The 20,974-nt window shown below is 62.3% G+C and carries 16 protein-coding genes and 2 tRNA genes; 13 read left to right on the top strand and 5 right to left on the bottom strand.

What is annotated here, in order from left to right; all coding sequences use genetic code 11:
* Window positions 1–91: 91 nt before the first annotated feature.
* The 3 genes from ACG33_RS15775 to ACG33_RS10240 form a co-directional block, all read right to left on the bottom strand.
* Window positions 92–256, bottom strand: coding sequence for an addiction module protein (locus tag ACG33_RS15775; protein WP_237392725.1), 165 nt, complete (start codon window positions 254–256; stop codon window positions 92–94).
* 137 nt (window positions 257–393) lie between these two features.
* Window positions 394–469: transfer RNA gene (locus tag ACG33_RS10245), tRNA-Glu, on the bottom strand.
* Between the two features lie 21 nt (window positions 470–490).
* Window positions 491–566, bottom strand: a tRNA-Ala gene (locus tag ACG33_RS10240).
* Between the two features lie 689 nt (window positions 567–1,255).
* Between ACG33_RS10240 and ACG33_RS10235 the strand changes: the two genes are divergently transcribed.
* A complete protein-coding gene (locus ACG33_RS10235) occupies window positions 1,256–1,804 on the top strand; it encodes a putative Ig domain-containing protein (protein ID WP_168160064.1) in 549 nt (182 codons plus the stop codon).
* 68 nt (window positions 1,805–1,872) lie between these two features.
* Here the strand turns inward: ACG33_RS10235 and bfr are convergent, their stop codons facing one another.
* Together bfr and ACG33_RS10225 are read right to left on the bottom strand one after the other, a co-directional pair.
* On the bottom strand, window positions 1,873–2,346 hold the full coding sequence (gene bfr / locus ACG33_RS10230; protein ID WP_066920939.1) for a bacterioferritin: 474 nt from the start codon (window positions 2,344–2,346) through the stop codon (window positions 1,873–1,875).
* Window positions 2,347–2,530: 184 nt separating this feature from the next.
* A complete protein-coding gene (locus ACG33_RS10225; protein ID WP_066920937.1) occupies window positions 2,531–2,719 on the bottom strand; it encodes a (2Fe-2S)-binding protein in 189 nt (62 codons plus the stop codon).
* A gap of 418 nt (window positions 2,720–3,137) precedes the next feature.
* On the opposite strand from ACG33_RS10225, the gene ACG33_RS10220 reads away from it, so the two are divergent.
* The 12 genes from ACG33_RS10220 (at window position 3,138) to ACG33_RS10165 (ending at window position 20,931) form a co-directional block, all read left to right on the top strand.
* Complete coding sequence (locus ACG33_RS10220; protein WP_066920935.1) at window positions 3,138–4,541, top strand: TIGR03013 family XrtA/PEP-CTERM system glycosyltransferase; 1,404 nt, start codon at window positions 3,138–3,140, stop codon at window positions 4,539–4,541.
* A 7-nt stretch (window positions 4,542–4,548) separates the two neighbouring features.
* The gene (gene prsK / locus ACG33_RS10215; RefSeq protein ID WP_066920933.1) at window positions 4,549–6,672 is read left to right on the top strand and encodes an XrtA/PEP-CTERM system histidine kinase PrsK; all 2,124 of its coding nucleotides are present in this window, start codon (window positions 4,549–4,551) and stop codon (window positions 6,670–6,672) included.
* A complete protein-coding gene (gene prsR / locus ACG33_RS10210) occupies window positions 6,669–8,036 on the top strand; it encodes a PEP-CTERM-box response regulator transcription factor (protein WP_066920930.1) in 1,368 nt (455 codons plus the stop codon). The genes prsK and prsR overlap by 4 nt, the downstream gene beginning before the upstream one ends.
* Window positions 8,033–9,799: an exosortase gene (gene xrt / locus ACG33_RS10205; RefSeq protein ID WP_066920928.1), complete on the top strand. Its 1,767-nt coding sequence runs from the start codon at window positions 8,033–8,035 to the stop codon at window positions 9,797–9,799. The genes prsR and xrt overlap by 4 nt, the downstream gene beginning before the upstream one ends.
* A gap of 20 nt (window positions 9,800–9,819) precedes the next feature.
* Window positions 9,820–12,783: a tetratricopeptide repeat protein gene (locus ACG33_RS10200; RefSeq protein ID WP_066920925.1), complete on the top strand. Its 2,964-nt coding sequence runs from the start codon at window positions 9,820–9,822 to the stop codon at window positions 12,781–12,783.
* 211 nt (window positions 12,784–12,994) lie between these two features.
* Complete coding sequence (locus tag ACG33_RS16355) at window positions 12,995–13,639, top strand: XrtA/PEP-CTERM system exopolysaccharide export protein (protein ID WP_168160063.1); 645 nt, start codon at window positions 12,995–12,997, stop codon at window positions 13,637–13,639.
* A gap of 27 nt (window positions 13,640–13,666) precedes the next feature.
* Window positions 13,667–15,259 (top strand): XrtA system polysaccharide chain length determinant, encoded by a 1,593-nt coding sequence (locus ACG33_RS10190; protein ID WP_066920921.1) that lies wholly within the window; start codon window positions 13,667–13,669, stop codon window positions 15,257–15,259.
* Window positions 15,260–15,269: 10 nt separating this feature from the next.
* Entirely contained in the window at window positions 15,270–16,358 is a 1,089-nt protein-coding gene (locus ACG33_RS10185) for an AAA family ATPase (protein ID WP_066920919.1), read from the top strand.
* Between the two features lie 29 nt (window positions 16,359–16,387).
* The gene (locus ACG33_RS10180) at window positions 16,388–17,749 is read left to right on the top strand and encodes an outer membrane beta-barrel protein (protein ID WP_066920917.1); all 1,362 of its coding nucleotides are present in this window, start codon (window positions 16,388–16,390) and stop codon (window positions 17,747–17,749) included.
* Window positions 17,750–17,782: 33 nt separating this feature from the next.
* Complete coding sequence (locus ACG33_RS10175) at window positions 17,783–18,616, top strand: XrtA system polysaccharide deacetylase (RefSeq protein ID WP_210399009.1); 834 nt, start codon at window positions 17,783–17,785, stop codon at window positions 18,614–18,616.
* Between the two features lie 18 nt (window positions 18,617–18,634).
* Window positions 18,635–19,786, top strand: coding sequence for a glycosyltransferase family 2 protein (locus ACG33_RS10170; protein WP_066920913.1), 1,152 nt, complete (start codon window positions 18,635–18,637; stop codon window positions 19,784–19,786).
* Complete coding sequence (locus ACG33_RS10165) at window positions 19,765–20,931, top strand: glycosyltransferase (RefSeq protein WP_066920911.1); 1,167 nt, start codon at window positions 19,765–19,767, stop codon at window positions 20,929–20,931. Before ACG33_RS10170 ends, ACG33_RS10165 begins: the two co-directional genes overlap by 22 nt.
* Window positions 20,932–20,974 lie beyond the last annotated feature (43 nt).

Genomic DNA, 20,974 nt, shown 5'->3' with positions numbered 1-20,974 from the left:
AGAAAATAGTCGCCGACGTTCTTACCCTGCCGGGCATAAAACATCCGGCCGCGGTCTAAATCGAAGATCGCCGAAGGGAGAATCTTGATTTTTACTCGACGTGCTGGCGCAATTCGCGTTTCGCATCGGACCAGTCGCGCGGTTGTTCTTGTCCAGCCTCGTAGCGCGCGATCGTTTCTTGCAAGGCAACTCCATGCCAAGAAGGGGGGGGCAGCCGAGATTCCTCACGACTTATAGATTCCCATAGCTCCTCCATCGCACGAAGCTTCTCATCCCAAGACATCTGTTTGATAGCCAACGTACTCATGAGGCCAGCATATCTTCTTCGTAGCAGCTATCAAGGATGGATGAGCTTTGCGCTCCAGGTTCTAACAAGTTCTAACTTGTTTTAAATGGCGTCCCCAGGGGGATTCGAACCCCCGTTATCGCCGTGAAAGGGCGGTGTCCTAGGCCTCTAGACGATGGGGACGCAGGATCATCAACAATGACGTGGTGGAGCCAGGCGGGATCGAACCGCCGACCTCTTGCATGCCATGCAAGCGCTCTCCCAGCTGAGCTATGGCCCCACGCGAGAGGCGCGCAATGTATTGGAGGGTCCGGGTGCTGTCAAGGAAAGCCGGGGTTTTTGCTCGGCGGCGCCTGGTACGATACGTAGATGTAACATTGTAGCATGCGACAAGCCGCCGGTATGTGGCAAGCCGCCGCAGGCGGCGCAGTCAGGGAAGGTCATGAATTTCATGTCTGGCATTGGCGACATACTCTGATTCTGTTTGAAATCAATAGGCTACGATTATCTTTCAGACAGGCTTGAGGTCTGCTGTCTCCGTTCGCCGACAAAAAGGTTATGCATTGGCATGACAGGTAGGGTGAGTTTAGCATAACTGATTGAATATCAAATAATAAATCAATATGGCATGAATCTTGATAATGATTTCCGCAGACTGCCGCCGACCATGATTCACCAGGTGCGGGTGGCCGTGATTACAACGATCCGGATCGACCCCGCGGATTTGATCGAAACCCTTCGGCTGGCGCTCGAGCAAGCACCGAGCCGCTGGAGACGATCAGCCGGATGCCGGTCGGAATCCACTTTGGCGGAGCCTTATGCGATCGATGCAGAGACCGGCTGGGAAATTTGTCTGTATGCTGTTGAGCAGCCTGATGCTCGTTGCCTGCGGTGGCGGCGGTGGCGCAGGCGATGGCGGTTCCAGGGATACGGCGATGGCGACCGAGTCGCCTGCGGATGCCGGCCGGAATGAGGCGAATTCCGCACCGACCATCCAGGGGCAGCCGGGGGGGAGTGGTCCTCGCCGGCCAGTCCTATAGCTTCCAGCCGACCGCTCGCGACGCGGATGGCGATGCGCTGACATTCACAGTGTCGAATCTGCCGAGCTGGGCCAGTTTCGATGCGGCCACAGGGCGGCTGACCGGTACGCCCGGCAGCGCCGATGTCGGCATCTACAGCGGCATCAGGATCCAGGTATCCGACGGTCAAGCCCGTGCCTCCCTGGGGGCTTTCTCGATTACCGTGAGCGAGGTCGCCTCGGGCGTGGCGACCGTTTCCTGGTTGCCGCCGACGCAGAATAGCGACGGCAGCGTGTTGACCGACCTGTCAGGCTACCAGCTGCATTATGGCCGCGCCGCCGGGGCTCTGGATCTATCGATCGTGCTCAACAATCCGTCGCTGAATTCCTACATGGTCGAGAATCTGAGCGAGGGAACCTGGTACTTTGCGGTGGTTGCGGTCAATGCGCAGGGTCTGACCAGCGCATTGTCGAATATAGCTTCCAAGACCATCGGCTGAACATCATCGGCTGAATCGGCCGACCGGCTGCGGCCGGCACATCGGCCGGGCCGGTTGCTCGTTGGTCCTCAACCCGGCTCCATTTGCGACTGGCAGTAGTTCTGGATGCCTATCCGCTCGATCAATTCCAGCTGCGTTTCCAGCCAGTCGATATGTTCTTCTTCCGACTCCTGGATTTTCTCGAATAATTCCCGGGACACATAGTCGCCCGCCTGCTCGCAGTCCGCGATCGCCTTGCGCACTTCCGGATGGCCCTGCATTTCCAGCTTCAGGTTGCATTCCAGCGCTTCCTTGACGTCCTCGCCGATCAGGAGCTTTCCCAGGTCCTGCAGATTCGGCAGCCCCTCGAGAAACAAGATGCGCTTGATCAGCATGTCGGCATGCTTCATTTCATCGAGCGATTCCTTGTAGGTGTGTTCGCATAGATGCTTCAGGCCCCAGTTCTCGAACATGCGCGCATGCAGGAAATATTGGTTGACGGCGGTCAGCTCATTCTTGAGGGTGGCGTTGAGATGACGCAGAACGGTGGGATTGCCTTGCATGTCGAGCTCCTTGGAATTTTCCTGAGGTGATGCGCGTCAGTTCAATCTTGGGCAAATCAAGATTGATTGGCAACAGGGAGTGCCGTAGCTGGCTGTATCGATCGAAGTCCGGGCCTCAATGCCAAGGACGATACCGATCAGCTGATTAGTGCGCCGAGTGGGCGGAGGCGCGGGGTGGATGGCCTCAGGCGGCGATCGCCTGCCGGATGGTGTTCCGGTGGGTGTCGATGATGTCCTGCGCGGTCTGGGCGCAGCAGCCGCAACAATCCGCCACCGGAAGATGGGCTTGAACCTCGCTCAGCGACACTGCACCGCGCTCGACGACTTCACGAATTTGTCGATCGCTGATCGCATGACACATGCAGACGTACATTCGCTTCGGCCTCTTCGAGGGCCCTCGTCCGCCGCGAAAGGCAGTGCTCCGCGGGCGAGTGTCGGGCTGGTTCCAGGGTCGGTTGGTATCGTAGATACAAATGAGAATGATTGTCAATCATTTGGCCGGTCGTGCAGTTACTTCGGCTCCGAAACAATGGAATTTGCAAGACCCAAGGGGAACCAACGCGGTGTCGCGGCAATGACTGCCGGTTATTTGACGGTCATGATGTGACTGTATTCACGTGCTCCGATTGCGCAACCGCCTAGACTTGATAAGCGCGGTGGTTCGCGACGGTATCGGGCGGCGAGCGGGTGACGATATCCGCGGATACCGCCGCTCGATGGCAATGGATGCTGCTGCGCCTCGGCACAGAGGCGGTTCCCATCATTCCCAGGTCCCGAGGATTGAACGTTTCGTGGCGATCCGGATTTTTCAGCACTACTGGCAGTTGCACCTGGCGATTCTGGCTGCGGTGGAAGCGGTCATTTTTTTCCTGGCGCCCTATGCGGGGGCGCTGGCGCGCTTCGAGACCGTCCACATCCAGGAGGTCGAGCAGGGACTGGGGTCCCTGCTGTCCCGGGCGATATTGTTTGCCGGCGTCATGTTCATCAGCATGGCCGCCATGGGCCTGTACAACTCACGCCAGCGCTCCCGGTTGCCCGGCATGCTGGCGCGAGTCGCCGCCAGCGTCATCAGCGGCGCGCTGGTGGTGGCGGTGATGTTTTACCTGATGCCGGGTCTGTACATGGGCCGCGGCGCATTGCTGCTGGCGACGGCACTGGCGCTGGGCGGCGTCATGGTGGTGCGGATCTTGTTCGACACCCTGGTCAAGGATGATGTTTTCAAGCGCCGCGTACTGGTCTACGGAGCCGGCCGGCGGGCGGAAAGCATTTCAGGGCTGCGGCGCCGTTCAGACCGTCGCGGCTTCAATGTGGTGGGCTACATTCCCGCGGATGGCGATGACCACATCGGCGTACCGCATCTGGTTCGTCTGCAGGAACACGAAAGTCTGCTGGCCTGGTGCCGCAGCCGGCGGGTCGATGAGATCGTGGTGGCGATGGACGATCGCCGCCGGCACTTTCCGATGGAGCAGCTGCTGGAATGCCGCCTGGAAGGCATCGAGGTCGTGGACCTGGTGAGTTTCCTGGAACGGGAAACCGGCAAGCTGCATCTGGACATCCTCAATCCCTCCTGGATGATTTTCTCGGACGGATTTCGCCAGGGACGCCTGCACGGCGCCCTGGAGCGCAGCTTCGATATCGGCGCAAGCCTGGCGCTGTTGATCGTGGCGGCACCGTTCATGCTGGTCACGGCGTTGGCGATCAAGCTGACCGAGGGACTGCGTGCGCCGGTGTTCTATCGCCAGGTGCGCGTGGGACAACATGGCAAGCCGTTCCAGCTATTGAAATTCCGCAGCATGCGCCAGGACGCCGAGCGCGACGGAGCATGCTGGGCGCAAAAGAACGACAGCCGGGTGACCCGGGTCGGGGCGATCATCCGCACCACACGCATCGACGAGCTGCCGCAGATCCTGAACGTTCTGCGCGGGGAAATGAGCTTCGTGGGACCGCGCCCGGAACGCCCGGAGTTCGTCGGTCAGCTCAACGAGCGCATCCCGTATTATCGCGAGCGCCATTCGATCAAGCCGGGGATTACCGGCTGGGCGCAGCTGTGTTATCCATACGGATCCTCGGAGCAGGATGCGATCGAAAAACTTCAATACGACCTGTTCTACGTCAAGAATCACAGCCTGTTGTTTTATCTTGCCATCCTGGTGCAGACGGTCGAGGTGATCCTGTGGCGAAAGGGCGCTCGCTAAAAGCGCCATGAACGGTGTCATGAACCTGGCGGGCATGATCAGTTACGGCACCGCCGGGCTCGGTTTTATGTTGTTGACGGTTTTGTTGGCGACGAGCTGGAACGGCAGGCGCACCGGCGCCTGGCTGATCGCGGCCAGCGCCATGACGGCAGTATGGGCCGCGGTGCTGACGGTGGAGCACCATAGCGGCGCGATCCCGGTGCTGTTGCTGTATGCCGTGGAAATATTGCGCGATGCCGCCTGGATCTATGCCCTGACCTGCGTGGGGGGCGCCGCACTGCCACGGAGTCTGAGTCTTGCGGCCCGTGTGTCGTGTGGGGTCCTGCTGGTCCTGCTGTTGTCGGCACCATTGCTGGCCCAGGCCGGTGTGCGGCTCAATCCGACCCTGTTGTTGTCGCGGGCGGGATTGATACTGTCGCTGGCGGCATTGATTCTGCTGGAGCAGATCTATCGCAATGCGGGCGAGGCAGCCCGCGGTTCGCTGCGCTATTTCTGTATCGGCGTCGGCGGCTTGTTCGCCTACGACTTGTTCATGTATTCCCAGGGTGAATTGCTGGGGAACATCGCCGTGGACAGCTGGAATGCGCGCGGGCTGATCAATGCGTTCGCCGTGCCGCTGATCGCCATCGCGGCGCGGCGCAATCCCCACTGGTCGCTGGAGGTGTTCGTGTCACGCCAGGTGGTGTTCTATACCACCACGTTCATGGCCGTGGGCGTCTACCTGGTGCTCATGTCGATCGGCGGCTACTACGTGCAGATGGTCGGCGGCAGCTGGGGCAGGGTGGCCCAGATCATTTTTCTTGCCGGCGCCGCGGTGGTGCTGGCCAGCCTGTTGGGCTCGCCGATGCTGCGCCGGCGCGCCCAGGTGTTCATCAGCAAGCATTTCTATCGCAACAAGTACGACTATCGCCTGGAGTGGCTGCGCTTCATCAAGACGCTGTCTTCACAGGATGAAGCGGATGTGCCGCGTACGGCGCTGCGTGCCATCGCGCAGATCTTTGGCAGTCCCGGAGGGCTGCTGTTCCTGCGCGAGGAGGAGGGACGCAGCTTCGTGCCCCACGCGGCCTGGCCCATGCGGCTGGACAGCATGGCGCAACTCGCCGCCATCGATTCCAGCGAAGCGCTGCCACGCTTTCTGGCGCGCACGGAATGGATCATCGATACGCGCGAGCTTCGCGAACAGCCGGTCCTGTACGAGAACCTGATATTGCCGGCTTGGCTGAGGAACCATCCGCAGATGCGCATCGTCTCGCCGCTGCTGCAGCTCGATCAGCTGGTGGGTTTCGTGGTCCTGTACGAGCCGCCACCGCCGTTCCAGCTGACTTATGAGGATCGCGATCTGCTCAAGACCGTGGGACGCCACGTGGCCACCCATATCGCGCAGCATGAGGCCGACCGCAAGCTGGCCGAGGCGCGCCAGTTCGAAGCCTACAACCGGTTGACCGCCTTCATGATGCACGATCTGAAGAACTCGATCGCGCAACTGCAGCTGATCATCGACAACGCTCAACGCCACCGGCACAAACCGGAGTTCATCGACGATGCTCTCGGCACGATCGACAATACGGTGGCGCGCATGACCCGTCTCATGGAGCAGCTGCGCGGCACAGCGGCGAGCGAACGTTCGTTGCGGGTGGATCTGGCGGAGCTCACGCTCGAGGCCGTCCGTCGCTGTGCATCGCGCCGGCCGGCACCGGCGGTGCGGAGCGCCGGCGAGGTGTTCGTGCAGGCCGATCGGGAGCGGCTGACCAATGTCATCGAGCATATCCTGCGCAATGCGCAGGATGCGACCGGCGAGGATGGGCGGGTGGAGGTGAGCCTCGATTCCTCGAATTCGCAGGCTACGCTGATCGTGCAGGATACCGGCGCGGGAATGGACGCGACATTTTTACGCCAGCGCCTGTTCCGGCCGTTCGACAGCACCAAGGGCGCCAAGGGCATGGGTATCGGCGCCTATCAGGCGCGCGAGTATGTCCGCTCCATCGGCGGCAAGGTGGAAGTATGCAGTAGTCCCGGACAGGGCACTCGTTTTGCGGTTACCCTGCCGCTTTGGGCCGAGACGGCGCACCTCGATACGGTACACGATGAGCCAGCCGGCCCGGCCGATGCACATGAGGCAGCAACAACGTGAGTGACGACAAGCTGAAGCTTCTGGTCGTCGAGGACGATCTCGGCCTGCAAAAGCAGCTGAAGTGGTGTTTCGACGAGCACGAAGTGCTGATGGCGGGCACCCGGGCGGAGGCCCTGGTGCAGCTGCGCCGCTTCGAGCCGCCGGTGGTGCTGCAGGATCTCGGCCTGCCGCCGGACGCCGACGGCGTCAGCGAAGGCATGACGACCTTGAAGGAGATCCTGGCGCTGGCGCCGCAGACCAAGGTGATCGTGGTCACCGGCAACAACGATCGCGACAACGCGGTGCGCGCGGTGTCGCTGGGCGCCTACGATTTTTATCAAAAGCCGGTCGATACGCAGGTGCTGCGCCTGATCGTGGATCGCGCCTTCCACATGCATGCGCTGGAGGAGCAGAACCGCCAGCTGCGCGCCTCCCAGTTCCACGCGCCGCTGGAAGGGTTGATCGCCACCGATGAGGCCATGCTGAAGGTCTGCCGCATGGTGGAGAAGGTCGCGCCCGCCGATGTGTCCGTGCTGATCCTGGGCGAAAGCGGCACCGGCAAGGAGTTGCTGGCGCGGGCCGTCCATACCCAGAGCGGTGCCCGGGCCGCACAGAAGTTCGTGGCCATCAACTGCGCCGCCATCCCGGAGCAGCTGCTGGAGAGCGAGCTGTTCGGCCATGAGCGCGGTGCCTTCACCGGCGCCGTCAAGCAGACGCTCGGCAAGATCGAGCTGGCCGACGGCGGCACCTTGTTTCTGGATGAGATCGGGGATATGCCGCTGGCGCTGCAGGCGAAGCTGCTGCGCTTCCTGCAGAACCGGGTCATCGAGCGGGTCGGCGGGCGCCAGGAGATCCCGGTGAATGTGCGCGTGGTCTGCGCCACCAACAAGAACCTCAAGACGCTCATCGAGGAGCAGCGCTTTCGCGAGGACCTGTATTTTCGCATCAGCGAAGTCACGGTGAACGTGCCGCCGCTGCGCGAGCGCAGCGGCGCGCCCACGGTGCTGGCGCATGCCTTTTTACGCAAGTTCGGCGGCTCGCATGGACGGCCGCGGCGCGGCTTCACGGAGGATGCCATCGCCGCGCTGGAGGCTTACTCATGGCCGGGCAATGTGCGCGAGCTGGAGAACAAGGTGAAGACCGCCATGATCATGGCCGAGGGCGCGTTGATCACGGCGGAGGACCTGGGACTGCAGGAGACGGTCTCCAGCGGCCTGCTGTTCAATCTCAAGGAGGTGCGCACGCGCGCCGAGCGCCAGGCGATTCAGCAGGCGCTGGCGATCACCGATCACAACATTTCGCGCACGGCCGAATTGATCGGCGTGAGCCGCCCGACGTTGTATGACCTCATGGACAAGTATGGCGTGCGGGTGCAGGCCCAATGAATGTGACTGTGGACGAAGGCGTGACAGCGGCGGAGTGGCCGGCCGGCGAAGGCCGCGTGCTTGCCGCACTCGCTGCTGTACTTGCACTGGCCACGATGGGGCTGTTGTGGCCGACCGCCCAATCGCTGTTCGAGGAATGGCACGACACCGACAATCTGACCTATACCCACGGTTCGCTGGTGGCGCTGGTGGGTTTATGGCTGCTGTGGCGCCGCGTCGAGGTGCTGGGCGCCCAGCCTGTCCGGGGAGAGTGGCGGGCGGGTGTACTGACGGCGCTGCTGAGCGTGGCCTGGCTGATCCTGTATCGAGCAGGTGTGCAGCTGGCCCACCAGATGCTGCTGCCGCTCATCGGCTGGTGCGTGATATACACGGCGATGGGAAGACGTGTCGCGCGCGCCGCCGCCTTCCCCTTTGCCTATTTGTATCTGGCCATTCCATTGTGGAGCCTCGGCAACGGTATCTTGCAGGAGATTACGGTCCATGCCGTGCGGATACTGCTGGCCATGACCTCGATACCGGCGCTGGTGGTGGGCAACCTGGTCCACATCCCCGCCGGTTCCTTCGAGATCGCCGGCGGCTGCAGCGGGCTGCATTTTTTCATCGTCGCACTGGCGATCGCCGCCTTGCATGGCGAGTTGCAGGGCGCGACGCCCAAGGCTCGCGGGCTGCTGCTGATCCTGGCGGCCGTACTGGCCATGATCAGCAATTGGCTGCGGGTATTCACGATCATCGTGGCCGGCTATCTCACCGACATGCAGCATTTCCTGATCCAGGTCGATCATTACTACTTCGGTTGGGTGCTGTTTGCCATCGTGATCGCGCTGTTCCTGCGGCTGGCGACGCGAATACTGGATTCACGTCTGAATCTTGTGTCCGGACCGAATGGCCAGGCCGGCCGGCCGATCCATCGCCGAGGCGATCCTGATCGCATATCGAGCGGCCAGCGGAAGGTGATGCCGAAGTTCGCGCACCGCGACGGCCTGGCGGCCGGTTGTGCGCTGGCGCTGGGTGCGCTGGCTGCAGGTCCGTTGCTGTCCGTGCTCACACCCGTGCAGCGCGAGCCGTCGTCCGCGTTATCCGTATTGCAGAGGCTGCCGGTGCAGGCCGGCGTGTCGGCGGGGTTCCCAGCACCGGCAGACTGGCCACTGAAAGATTGGTTGCCGCGCTATCCCGGCGCGGATCACGTTGCCTTCCACATCCTGAATGATGTCGAGGCCGGCGTCGCAGGCGATGGTGCGACAGGCGATGCGACAGGTGATGCGACAGGTGATGCGACAGGCGGCCACCCCGAGAGCCCGTCCGAGTGGGTGAAAGTCTATGAGGCGATCTATGTCAACCAGCGTCAGGGCAAGGAACTGATCGGCTATGACAACTCGATCCTGGGATCTTCGGCCTTGCGTATCCTGGCGAGCACGCGGCGCAGCGAACTCGGGGTGAACGAGTTGGTGCTGCAGGGGGCGGATGGCCGCCAAAGCCTGATCTGGTACTACTACGAAGTCGGTCCCCGCCGATTGATGCGTGGTCCCGGTGCGCAGTTGGCCTATGGGGTAGGTTCGCTGTGGTCGCCGCCGGTCTCGAGGGTGATTGCCCTGGGCACGGTCTGCGGATCCTCGTGCCGGGTGGATGAGCAGTCGGTGCGCGATGAGTCCTTGGGACGCGAACGTCTGGGCCGCATCTTGACGGCGCTGCGAACCGCCGGACAGACCGGTAGCCGCAATGTCTCGGCCGATGCGCTTGCAACGGCAGCGGGTCGATTGAAGTGAAGCCAATTGAAGGCAGGCCGATGAAGCAAGACAAGATGCCTGGAGCGAGGCGCGAACGTTGCAGATTCATCGCTGCCGCGCTGTGTACAGCGGCGCTGCTGCTGGCCGGCTGCGAGCTGTTCCTGGATGCGAACGCACGGCTGGAACGCGCCGAGCAGCGCATCGCGCAGCATGACTACGCGGCCGCGGAAATCGAGCTGCGCAATGCATTGCAGTCCCAGGCCGACCATGCGCAGGCCCGCTTGCTGCTTGCGCGTGTACTGTTGCGGCGGGGTGAGCTGATCGATGCCCGGCGCGAGCTGGAACGCGCCATCCAGGCGGGCGCGCCTGTTGCCGAGACGGTGGAGCTGACCGCGAAGCTTCGCCTGGCGAGCGGCCAGCCGCGCGAGCTGCTGGCGCAGATGGATGCAGACGAGCTGCCGCTGCCGGCGCCGCTGGATCTGATCTACCGAGGCCGCGCGCTGCTGGATATCCAACAGCCCGAGCAGGCGCAAAAGACTTTCGAACAGGCGCTGCAGACGCATCCGGCCTCGGTGGAGGCCGCTACTGGCCTGGCCATGGCGCGTGCCGCCCAGGGAGAGCTGGCAGCGGCCTTGGCCCAACTCGAGCGGCTGGTCGAGAAGCTGGATGAATCGCAGCCTCGGTGGGCGGAGACTCGACTGATCATGGCAGGCCTGTATGTGCGGCGCGGCGACTTCGAACAGGCCGAGCGGGTTCTGGAGACGGCTCGTCCTCATGCCGCCACGCAGCTGGATGCATTGCAACGGGCGAGCCTGCTGGTCAGCCTGACGGAAACGCGGATGGCCCGGGGCAATCTGGAGGCGGCGCGTGCGGCTCAGCGCGAACTACAGTCGGTATTTCCGCAGGCACCTGTGACGCGCATGCTCGCCGCGCGTCTGGCCATGGCCGCGCAGGACTATGACGCAGCGGTGGCCGAATTGCAGCGCCTGGTGGCCGCGGCGCCCGAACTAGCCCAGGCACGCTTCCTGCTGGGTGCGGCGTTGCTGGCTCAGGGCACTCTCAACCAGGCCGAGTTGCAGCTGGCGCAGGCGCTGCAGCGCACCCCCGAGAACATCGAGGCGCGCAAGCTGCTGGCCCAGGTGCGGCTGCGCCTGCGGCGGCCCGAGGCGGCCATGCAGGTACTGCTGGCGGCTCCGGGCAGCCTGGTCGCAGGGGGTGGGGGCACCGCGGGGCGGCCGCTGGAGAACTTCACGGCGTTGGATGAAGCGGGGGGCGGACGCGATCCCCAATTGGATGCACTGCTGGGCATCGCGCAATTGCAGCAGGGCCAGACCCGCGCGGGTATCGCCCGTCTCGAGCAGGCCGTGGCGAGCCGGCCGCGGGACCGCGAGCTCAAGCTCGAACTGGCAGCGGCTTATCTGCGCAACGGTGAAAATCGCAAGGCACTGACATTGCTGGAAGGTGTGCCGCAGTCGCCTCTGGATATGCCGCTGGAACGTTTGCGCGTCACCGCGATCGGCATGGTACAGGGCACGCAGGTTGCACAGCGCCGAATCGAAGACCTGCTGGCCGGCCATCCTGGAGACGCCGCGTTGCTGAATTTTGCAGCCGAATTCCATGGCCATCAGCGACAGTTCGATCAAGCCCGGGCCTTGCTGGCGGCGGCGGCGCAGATAGCACCCGAAGATACGGCCACCTTCATCAACCGGGCGCGTATCGAAGTGGCGGCAGGCCAGCCCAAAGCGGCCGCGCAATGGTTGGAAGATCTGCTGGGGCGCCATCCGGACAACATGCCGGTGCGCCTGGTGCTGGCGGACCTGGCAGTGCGCAACGGTGAGACGGCACGCGCCATCGAATTGCTGGAGCAGGCCCGCCGCCTGCGCGTGGATGCGTTCGCACCCAGATTGAGGCTGGCGCGCCTGTATGCACAGGTACACGATCCCGCCAAGACCGATACGGTGCTCAAGGAACTAGCCGAAGCCGCCCGCGAGCACGCCGAGATCGCCGACGCCGTCGGCCAAATTCTTTTGGAGGCCGGGCGCCATGGCGAGGCGTTGGCGCGTTTTCGGCAGGCGACCGACCTGGCGGCGCGGATGGAGAGCAGTAACGAGGATCGCGCCCGCTACTGGCTGGACGTGGCGCGCGCGCAGCTGGCGATGGGGGATGCCGCCGCTGCCCGCGAGGCGCTGAACGCAGCCCTGGTACTGCAACCGCAGTGGCCGCCTACGGTCGGCATGCTGGCGGCGATCGACCTGCGGCAGGAGCGGCCGGAGGTGGCCCTGTCGCGCGCCAGCGCGCTGCGACAGGCGCTGCCGCGCGATCCCGCGGCGATCACGCTCGAGGGCGACGTACTGATGGCGCTGGGGCGCCACGCCCAGGCCAGCGCCGCCTACGACGCCGCCTCGGCGCGACAGCTCTCCGCCGCCCTGGCGTTGAAGTCCTACCGCGCCAGGCAGCAGGGGGGGCTGCGCGAGCCGACCGAGCCGCTGCGCACCTGGCTGCAATATCAGCCGGGCGACAATACCGTGCGCACCGTGCTGGCGCAGGCGTATCTCGACATGGGACTGACCGAGCGCGCCATCGGCGAATATGAGATCGTCATCCGCGAACGTCCCGACGACGCGCTGGCGTTGAACAATCTGGCCTGGCTCTACCAGACGCAGGGTGATATCCGTGCCGAAGAAACGGCGCGCCGGGCGCATGTCCTGGCGCCGCAGGTTGCCGCGGTCGCCGATACCTACGGCTGGATCCTGGTGCGCAACCAGAAGCCGGCGGCAGGTTTGAAGGTGCTGGAATCCGCGCTCCAGGTTGCCCGTCAGGCCGCAGGAAGCGAGCAGGCCGCGCGCGCCGATCCTGCCTACCGGGAATTGGAGTATCACCATGCCGCGGCCCTGGCGGCGAGCGGCTCGCCACGTCAGGCGCGCGAGCGCCTGGAAGCGATGCTGCGGGTACGGGCGGATGCCGCACCCTTCGCCAGTCAGGCGCAGGCGCGCGAGTTGCTGGACAGCCTGCCGCAATCGTAGCGCTCATGTCACGAAGCAGTTTTTTCACGCCCTTACCGAATGCTCGCGAGTCATTCGCATGTTCAGTCACGAGGCCGCCATGCACCTGCACGAATGCATACGACGAATGAGAAGTAGTTCACCAAGGACGCCCTCCGGTAGCCTCGGGCATCTGATAAATTCAAGGTTTTCCAGGCGTCTCGGTTTTTCCTGTATGGGCACTGCAATGTCGATGATGGCCAATCGTTGCCTGTTCGCTGCCCGGCGAGCCTGTGCGGGCATCCTGTTCTGTCTGCTGGCCATCGCGCCGGCACACAGCATTGCCCAGAAAACGTCCGCTGGCGCAGCGCCGGGTGAGGCTGCGCCGGCCGAGGACAATCGATACATCATCGGTCCGGGTGACACGCTCCAGGTATTCATCTGGCGCAATCCGGAATTGTCCACCACCGTGCCGGTGCGGCCCGATGGCAAGATCTCCACCCCGCTGGTGGAAGACATGATCGCCGTGGGCAAGACGCCCTCGCAACTGGCGCGCGACATCGAAGGAGTGCTGGGCGAGTATGTACGCTCCCCGCAGGTCAACATCATCGTGACCCAGGCGGTCAGCACGTTCAGCCAGGTCAAGGTCATCGGCCAGGTCGCCACGCCGCAATCCCTGCCTTATCGTGAAGGCATGACGGTGCTGGATGCCGTTCTGGCGGTGGGTGGGCTGGGACCCTTTGCCGCGGGCAATCGCGCCAAGATCGTGCGCATGGAGGCTGGCGGGCAGCAGGAGATCAGGGTCAAGCTCGATGATCTCGTGAACCGCGGTGCGATGAAGTACAACCTCGCCTTGCGGCCTGGGGATGTCCTGGTCGTGCCGGAATCGTTTTTCTAGGGTCGCCTTTACAACCATGAGCTCGCCATGAGCCCGATCATCGAACAAACCCTGGACGAGGTCCGCGGAGCCTGGCGGTTTCGTTGGCTGGCCCTGGGCGTGGCGTGGGCCGTCTGCCTGCTGGGCTGGGTGGCGGTGTTTGCCATGCCCGACATGTATCAGGCCAGCGCCCGGGTATTCGTCGATACGCGCACTGCGCTGCGTCCGCTGTTGCAGGGGCTGGCCGTGGAGAGCGATGTGGACTCCCAGCTCAACATGGTGCGTCAGGCCATGCTGGGCCGTCCGCAGCTCGAGCGCGTCGCCCGTGAGACGGATCTGGATTCCACTGCGATCACGCCCCAGCAGCGCGCCGCCCTGATCGACAGGCTGCGCAGTCGAATCGTGATCCAGGGGGGTGCGCAGGGGCGCGATGCCAGCGGCGGCTTGTTCGTGATCTCCTACCAGGACCATAGCCGCGACAAGAGTCTGCAGGTGGTGGACAAGCTGCTGAACACCTTCGTGGAAGACACGCTCGGCGGCAAGCGCGAGGGCTCGGAGACGGCGCAGCGCTTCCTGCGCGAGCAGATCGGCGATTATGAACGACGGCTGTCGGAGGCTGAGACACGACTGGCGGATTTCAAGAAGCGCAATGTCGGTCTGATGCCGGGCGAACAGGGCGATTACTTTTCACGGCTGCAGAACGAAATGGATGCGGTGCGCAAGGCGCAGACGGCTCTCGGTGTTGCGATCAGCCGGCGTGACGAATTGCAGCGTCAACTCAGCGGTGAATCTCCGTTCGTCGCCAGCGTCGCTGCTCCCGCCGCCGCTGCCCGGGGGCCCAGCGGCGGCGACACTGCCAGCCGTATTCAGGAGACGCAGGCCAGGTTGGAGGATCTGTTGCTGCGCTTTACCGATAAGCATCCCGACGTGCTGGCCACGCGGGAAACCTTGGAGCAGCTCAAGGAACGTCATCGCGAGGAGATCGCCGCCTTGCAGCGCGGCGATTCCAGTGTTGCCGCCTCGGCCGGCGCGGCCGCCAATCCGGTCTATCAAAGCATCCATCTGAGTCTGAACCAGACGGAAGTGGAGATCGCGGCGCTGCGTGGTGAGCTGGCCGATAGTCAGCGAAAAGTGGCGCGGCTGCGTCAGATGGTGGATACCGTGCCGGAAGTGGAGGCCGAGTTCGCGCGCCTGAATCGCGACTATGACGTGACGCGCGCGCAATACACTGCGCTGGTCGACCGGCTGGAGAAGGCCAAGCTGTCGGAGCAGGCCGAGGAGACCGGCGTGGTGCGCTTCGAGGTCATCGACCCGCCGGCCGCCGGGTTCAATCCCGCCGCACCGAACCGTCCGCGCCTGCTGGCCATGGTGCTGGTGGCCGCTCTGGGTGCCGGCGGCGGGCTGGCCTACCTGCTGCACCAGATGCGTCCGGTGTTCACCAATGTACGCGTGCTGAACGAGGTGACGGGCCTGCCGGTGCTCGGCGCGGTCAGTATGACCTGGCTGGATCGGCAGAAATCCCAGGATCGCAGGCGGGAACTCGCATTCGGAGGAGCGGCTGTGATGCTGCTGGTGATGTTCGCCGGCGTGCTGCTGTTCCAGAGCACGGGCGCCCGCCTGATGCAACGGCTGATCGGCTGAGGGCTGCGACATGAGTCTGGTAGAACAGGCCCTCAAGAAGATGCAGAAGGCGGCTGCGAAAGCGTCACTGCCGCAGTCCGGTCACCATCCCGGCACGCCAGTGGTTTCTCCCACGCCGATGCAGAGCACCTCCCCGCTGGATGATACGGCACGGCTCAAGCCGATATTTCCGGCGGGCGCACTCGCATCGATCGATACCCATGCAGCCGAAGCGAACGACGATGCGATGCGGCTGGCGGAACTCGACCAGCCGGGGGCTGCACTTGCTGCGTTCCTGGAAACGACCCGGATGGAGAGTGTCGCGTCCGCAATGACGCATGATGTCAACTCGACCAGCATTGCCGAGCGCACTCGGATGCGCAGCGACCGAGTGGTCAAGATCGATCGTCAGGCGCTGCGCTCCCAGGGATTGCTGCCACCCGAGCACCAGGAGCGGACCCTGGCCGATCAGTATCGGCAGATCAAGCGTCCCTTGATCGCCAATGCCATCGGACGCGGCGGCGCCGAGAAATTACCGCGTGGCCAGCTCATCATGGTGGCCAGCGCCATGCCGGGGGAGGGCAAGACCTTCACCTCCGTGAACCTGGCGCTGAGTCTGGCGCTGGAGAAGGACTTGTCGGTGCTACTCATCGACGCCGATGCGCCCAAGCCTCATTTGAACCGCGCCCTCGGCGTCGCCGGCGAACCCGGTCTGCTGGAACTGTTGCGCGACGAATCGCTGGATCCGGAAACATTGATCATCCCGACCGATGTGCCGACGCTGGCCATGCTGCCGATCGGCACGAGTTCGGAGACCACCACAGAGCTGTTGGCCAGTCATCGCATGGAAGAGATCATGAAACAGCTGGCCGGCAACAATCCGAGGCGGATAATCGTGATCGATTCGCCACCCTTGCTGTTGACCAGCGAGTCGCGCGTACTGGCTGAGGTCGCCGGCCAGGTTGTCCTGGTGGTGCGGGCGAACTGTACGCCGCAGCAGTCGGTGCTCGATGCCATCAGCCATCTCGGCGAGGACAAATCGATCGGCCTGTTGCTCAATCAGAGCACGGACGCTGCCTCGGCGGGATATTACTATGGGTATGGCGATTCAAAAACGTGACGCCTATAAGAACACAAGGTTTCATCAGCATGGCTAAATCAAATCGGCATCGTGGAAGGACGCACTGGCGCATCGGTGCGGTTGCGTTCGGATTGACCGTCGGCATTGTCCAGGCGCAGGCGCAAGATACGCTGCAGGCTGAAAGGTCGCGACGGACCATCTACGCCCTGGACCTCAACGCCGGCGTGGATTATTCCGACAACGTCACGCGGGTGCTGGCGAGCGGGGATGAAATCGAGGAGACCATCGGCTCGGTGGGCTTTACGCTCATGCTGGACCATGAGGGGCGGCGGGTACGATCGAATGTGGCCGCCGATCTGGCCTGGTTGAACTATTTCGACAACACCTTCGATGACGAAGTCGTAGGCTATTTCGACGGTGATCTTACGCTCGAGCTCGTACCGGAGCGCATCCAGTGGGTTTTCCTGGAAAGCTTCGGCCAGATCCGTACCGATCCCCTGTCGGCCGAGACTGCCGACAATCGCGAATATGTCAACTACTTTACCACCGGTCCCGATTTCACGCTGGGACTGGGTGGCGCCAATTTCCTGCGCCTGTCGGGACGATACTCGGACAACACCTATGAAGATCTGGCTTTCGACAATACCCGTTATAGCGGCACGTTGACTTTAGGCCGGCGGCTCACCGACACCAATGTATTGTCGATCAATGTCAGCAGCGACCGCGTCGAGTTCGATAAGGAATCGATCAATACGGATATCGATCGTCAAGCCGCCTACCTGAATTATTCCGCTCAAGGGGCACGGACCGGACTGAACGCCAGTGTCGGCTATACGGAAGTGGAAATACAGGGAGAGACTTCGAGCGGCTTGCTTGCCGAACTCGATTTGACGCGCAGGCTGTCACCTTCATCCAGCGTCTTTCTGAGCGCCGGAACACGGTTTTCCGATGCGGGAGATGTGTTCCGTGATGCACTGGATCGCCGTACTCGTTTCGAGGGGCAGTTACGCGATGCGACGCTCACGCAGGCAACGGACGATGCCTTCGAGTATCGGTCGTTCGGCGCCGGCTATAACTGGCAAAGAAACCGCACCACCTTGCGGCTCGGAGTCGAATGGTCGGAGGAGCGATACGAAAGAGCGACCGATCTCGATCGTACCGTGGTGACCTGGAGCACCCTTATCAGGCGTGAGCTCAGCCGGACGCTTTCCGTCTCGCTGCAAGGCCGCTACTACCAGCAGGAATATGATGCGTCAGGCTTCGATGACGATGAAATCGAAGCACGCCTAGGGGGACTGTGGCGATTGGGCAGAAGGATGGGACTGACATTCAACTATCAGTATTTTCACAGGAAAGCATCCAATGTGACCAGCGGCTCCACAGAAAATCGCGTAGGCATGACATTCGTATATTCCCTGGGTGCCGGCTGAGGCATGCATCCTGCGAACTCGCCCAGAAACGCCATGTCGGTCGACGTGGAGGACTATTTCCACGTTGCAGCATTGTCACGCGTAATCCGGCGGGAGGATTGGTCCAGCATGGAATATCGTGCGGAGAGCAGTACGCGCTGCCTGTTGGAACTGTTCGCCGAATGCGACATCAAGGCGACATTCTTCATCCTTGGATGGGTGGCCAAGCGCAGTCCGGATCTGATTCGTGCCATCCACGGTGCAGGTCACGAGGTTGCCTGTCATGGGATGAGCCACGAACTGGTGTATCGGCAGACACCGGAAGTGTTCGCCGCCGAGACGCGCGAGTCGAAGGATCTGCTGGAACAGATCCTCGGCGTCAAGATCCAGGGCTATCGAGCGGCGAGTTGGTCCATCACCCGGCAGTCCCTATGGGCACTGGACATCATTCATGATCTGGGCTTCGAATATGATTCAAGCATCTTTCCCATTCGGCACGATGTCTATGGCATCCCGGATGCGCCCAGGAGGCCCGAGCTTATCCGTACGCCGGCAGGAAAGCAGCTGGTGGAATTTCCACCGTCGACGGCCAGAATCCTGGGGACAAGTCTGCCGGTCGCCGGCGGCGGCTACTTCCGGCTGTTGCCCTATTGGCTGACCCGATGGGGACTGCGCCAGGTCAATCGCGACAATGGCGCATTCATGTTCTACCTGCATCCCTGGGAGGTGGACCCCGCACAGCCGCGCATCGAGGCGAGCTGGTTTTCACGGTTCAGACACTACACCAACCTGCACCGGACCGAGGATCGCCTGCGGCAGCTGATCGGCCAATTCCCCTTCACGACGGTCCGGAATGTGCTGGCGGACACAGGCCTGCTGGCCGCGTGAGGCCAAACTACGCTCCCTATGCTCGAATGGATCTTCTGGATTGTATTGCTGCTGGGCGTATACCCCTACGTCCTGTACCCGATAGCGGTCGGGCTGGCGGGGCGAATTCGTGCCCGGCCCGTTGCCGCCCGCGATGACCATTGGCCGAAAGTCACGGTGATCACGGCGGCCTTCAACGAGGCGGCTCACATCGAAGCGACGGTTCGCAACAAGCTCGAGCAGGACTATCCGCGAGAGCAGCTCGATGTCATCGTCGTATCCGACGAATCCGTGGACGGCACGGATGAAATCGTGGCGCGCATCGCGTCCGAGGATGATCGGCTACGGCTGATTCGCCAGGTTCCGCGCCAGGGGAAGACCGCCGGTCTGAATCTGGCGATTCCGGCGGCGCGCGGTGACGTGGTGGTTTTTTCGGATGCGAACTCCATCTATCGCCCGGACACGATTCGCAAGCTGGTACGCAACTTTGCCGACGCCGAGATCGGCTATGTCACCGGCCGGATGATCTATGTGAATCCCGACGGTTCCATGGTCGGGGACGGCTGCAGCGCGTTCATGCGCTATGAGAATGCGTTGCGAGAGGCTGAAACCCGAATCGGCTCGGTGGTGGGTGTGGATGGCGGCGTGGACGCCGTGCGCCGCAGCCTGTATCGCCCGATGCGGGCGGATCAGCTGCCCGATTTCGTGCTGCCGCTGAGCGTGGTGGAGCAGGGCTACCGGGTGGTGTTCGAGCCGCAGGCGCAGCTTGCCGAGGATGCGCTGTCCACGGGAGGCTCGGAGTATCGTATGCGGGTACGCGTAGCCTTGCGTGCATTATGGGCCTTGTGGGACAAGAGAGCTCTGCTCAATCCGCTCCGTAGCGGGATATTCGCCTGGCAGCTCTGGTCGCACAAGCTGCTGCGGTATCTGAGTTTCCTTCCCCTGGCGGCTGCCGTGATTCTGAACTGGTGGCTGCTGCCCGCGGGGTGGGTGTATCGCGTCGGTGCAGCCGGTCAGATCATCTTTGCCCTGTTCGTTCTGGCTTCGCTGACCGGACCGCGTGTCATCGGCCAGTCCGCACTGGGCCGCTATTGTTTCTATTTCGCGCTGCTGAACTGGGCCTCCGCCGTGGCGTTCATCCGCTTCCTGCGCGGCCAGAAGCAGGTGCTGTGGCAGCCGAGGGTGGGATGAGCCGGCCGTCGGAGAAGCTCAAGCTGCTGTACATCCTGGACGCCTTTACCGATCCTCAGGCGGGCACGGAAGGACAGTTCTGGCTGTTGTTCAATCAGCTGGATCGCAGCCAGGTGGACCCCGCGATCGTGCTGTTGCGGCCTTCTGTCTGGCTGCTGGAACACGTCAAGGACGCACCGATACGAGTGCTGAACGTGCACAGTCTGCGTAGCCCCGGCGGGCTGTGGCGCATCCTGAAGATCGTGCGTTGGGCACGTCGAGAAGGCTACCGTATCGCGCATATTTTTTTCAACGACAGTGCGATCGTGTTTCCGCCGCTGCTGAAGCTGGCAGGTATCAAAGTGATCGTATCTCGTCGCGATCTGGGGTTCTGGTATACGAAGGCTAATCTGAAGCTGTTACGATTCAACCGGCGATTCGTAGATACGGTTATTGCTAACGCTCTCGCGGTTAAATCAGTTGTCGAAAGTCGGGAGGATTATCCCGAAAAAAAAATACGCGTCATCTATAACGGTCTCAGACGAGATCGCCTTAGCCCTGATGATGCTCTTAGAAGGTCGTTAGGAATTCCAGAGAACGCTCCTATACTTATCGTCGTTGCTAATTTGCGACCGCTGAAGCGCATTGACGATGTGATCAATGCATTAGCGAAGCGAGGAAATGGTAAGCAAGACGCGCATCTTATCGTGATCGGCGAGGATCGTCCTGGACGCGATGGTCCTTCACATAAGGCAGAGTTGAAGTCCCTTGCGGCTTCACTCAAGATTTCTCAACAACTCCATATGATCGGCCAGATAGAAGATCCCATGCCGATATTATCCTTAGCAAATATCTGCTTGTTGTGTTCTGAGACTGAAGGTCTCTCTAATGCGATCATCGAGTACATGCTGGCTGGTAAGCCCGTCGTATGTACCAATGCGGGAGGAAATTCGGAGTTAGTGAAGCACAAAAAAAATGGATTCGTAGTTCCTATAGGCGATGTGGATTCTATCGCCGGTGCCATAGATGGTTTACTGGCCGATCCGATTTTGATGCAACAGATGGGGCAAGCTTCTTTTGTACGTGCACTTAGTATGTTTAATCCAGCCGAAATGGTGAGGCATCACATGGATCTATATCTGCAACTTCACGCAGTGACGACATAGGTCAACGAACGATCAGGAATATCGCAGCCCGGTTAATCTTCTG

Source organism: Steroidobacter denitrificans (assembly GCF_001579945.1).
GTDB lineage: Bacteria > Pseudomonadota > Gammaproteobacteria > Steroidobacterales > Steroidobacteraceae > Steroidobacter > Steroidobacter denitrificans.
The sequence above is the reverse complement of the archived record's forward strand: the minus strand, read 5'-3'. Positions and strand labels throughout refer to the sequence as shown.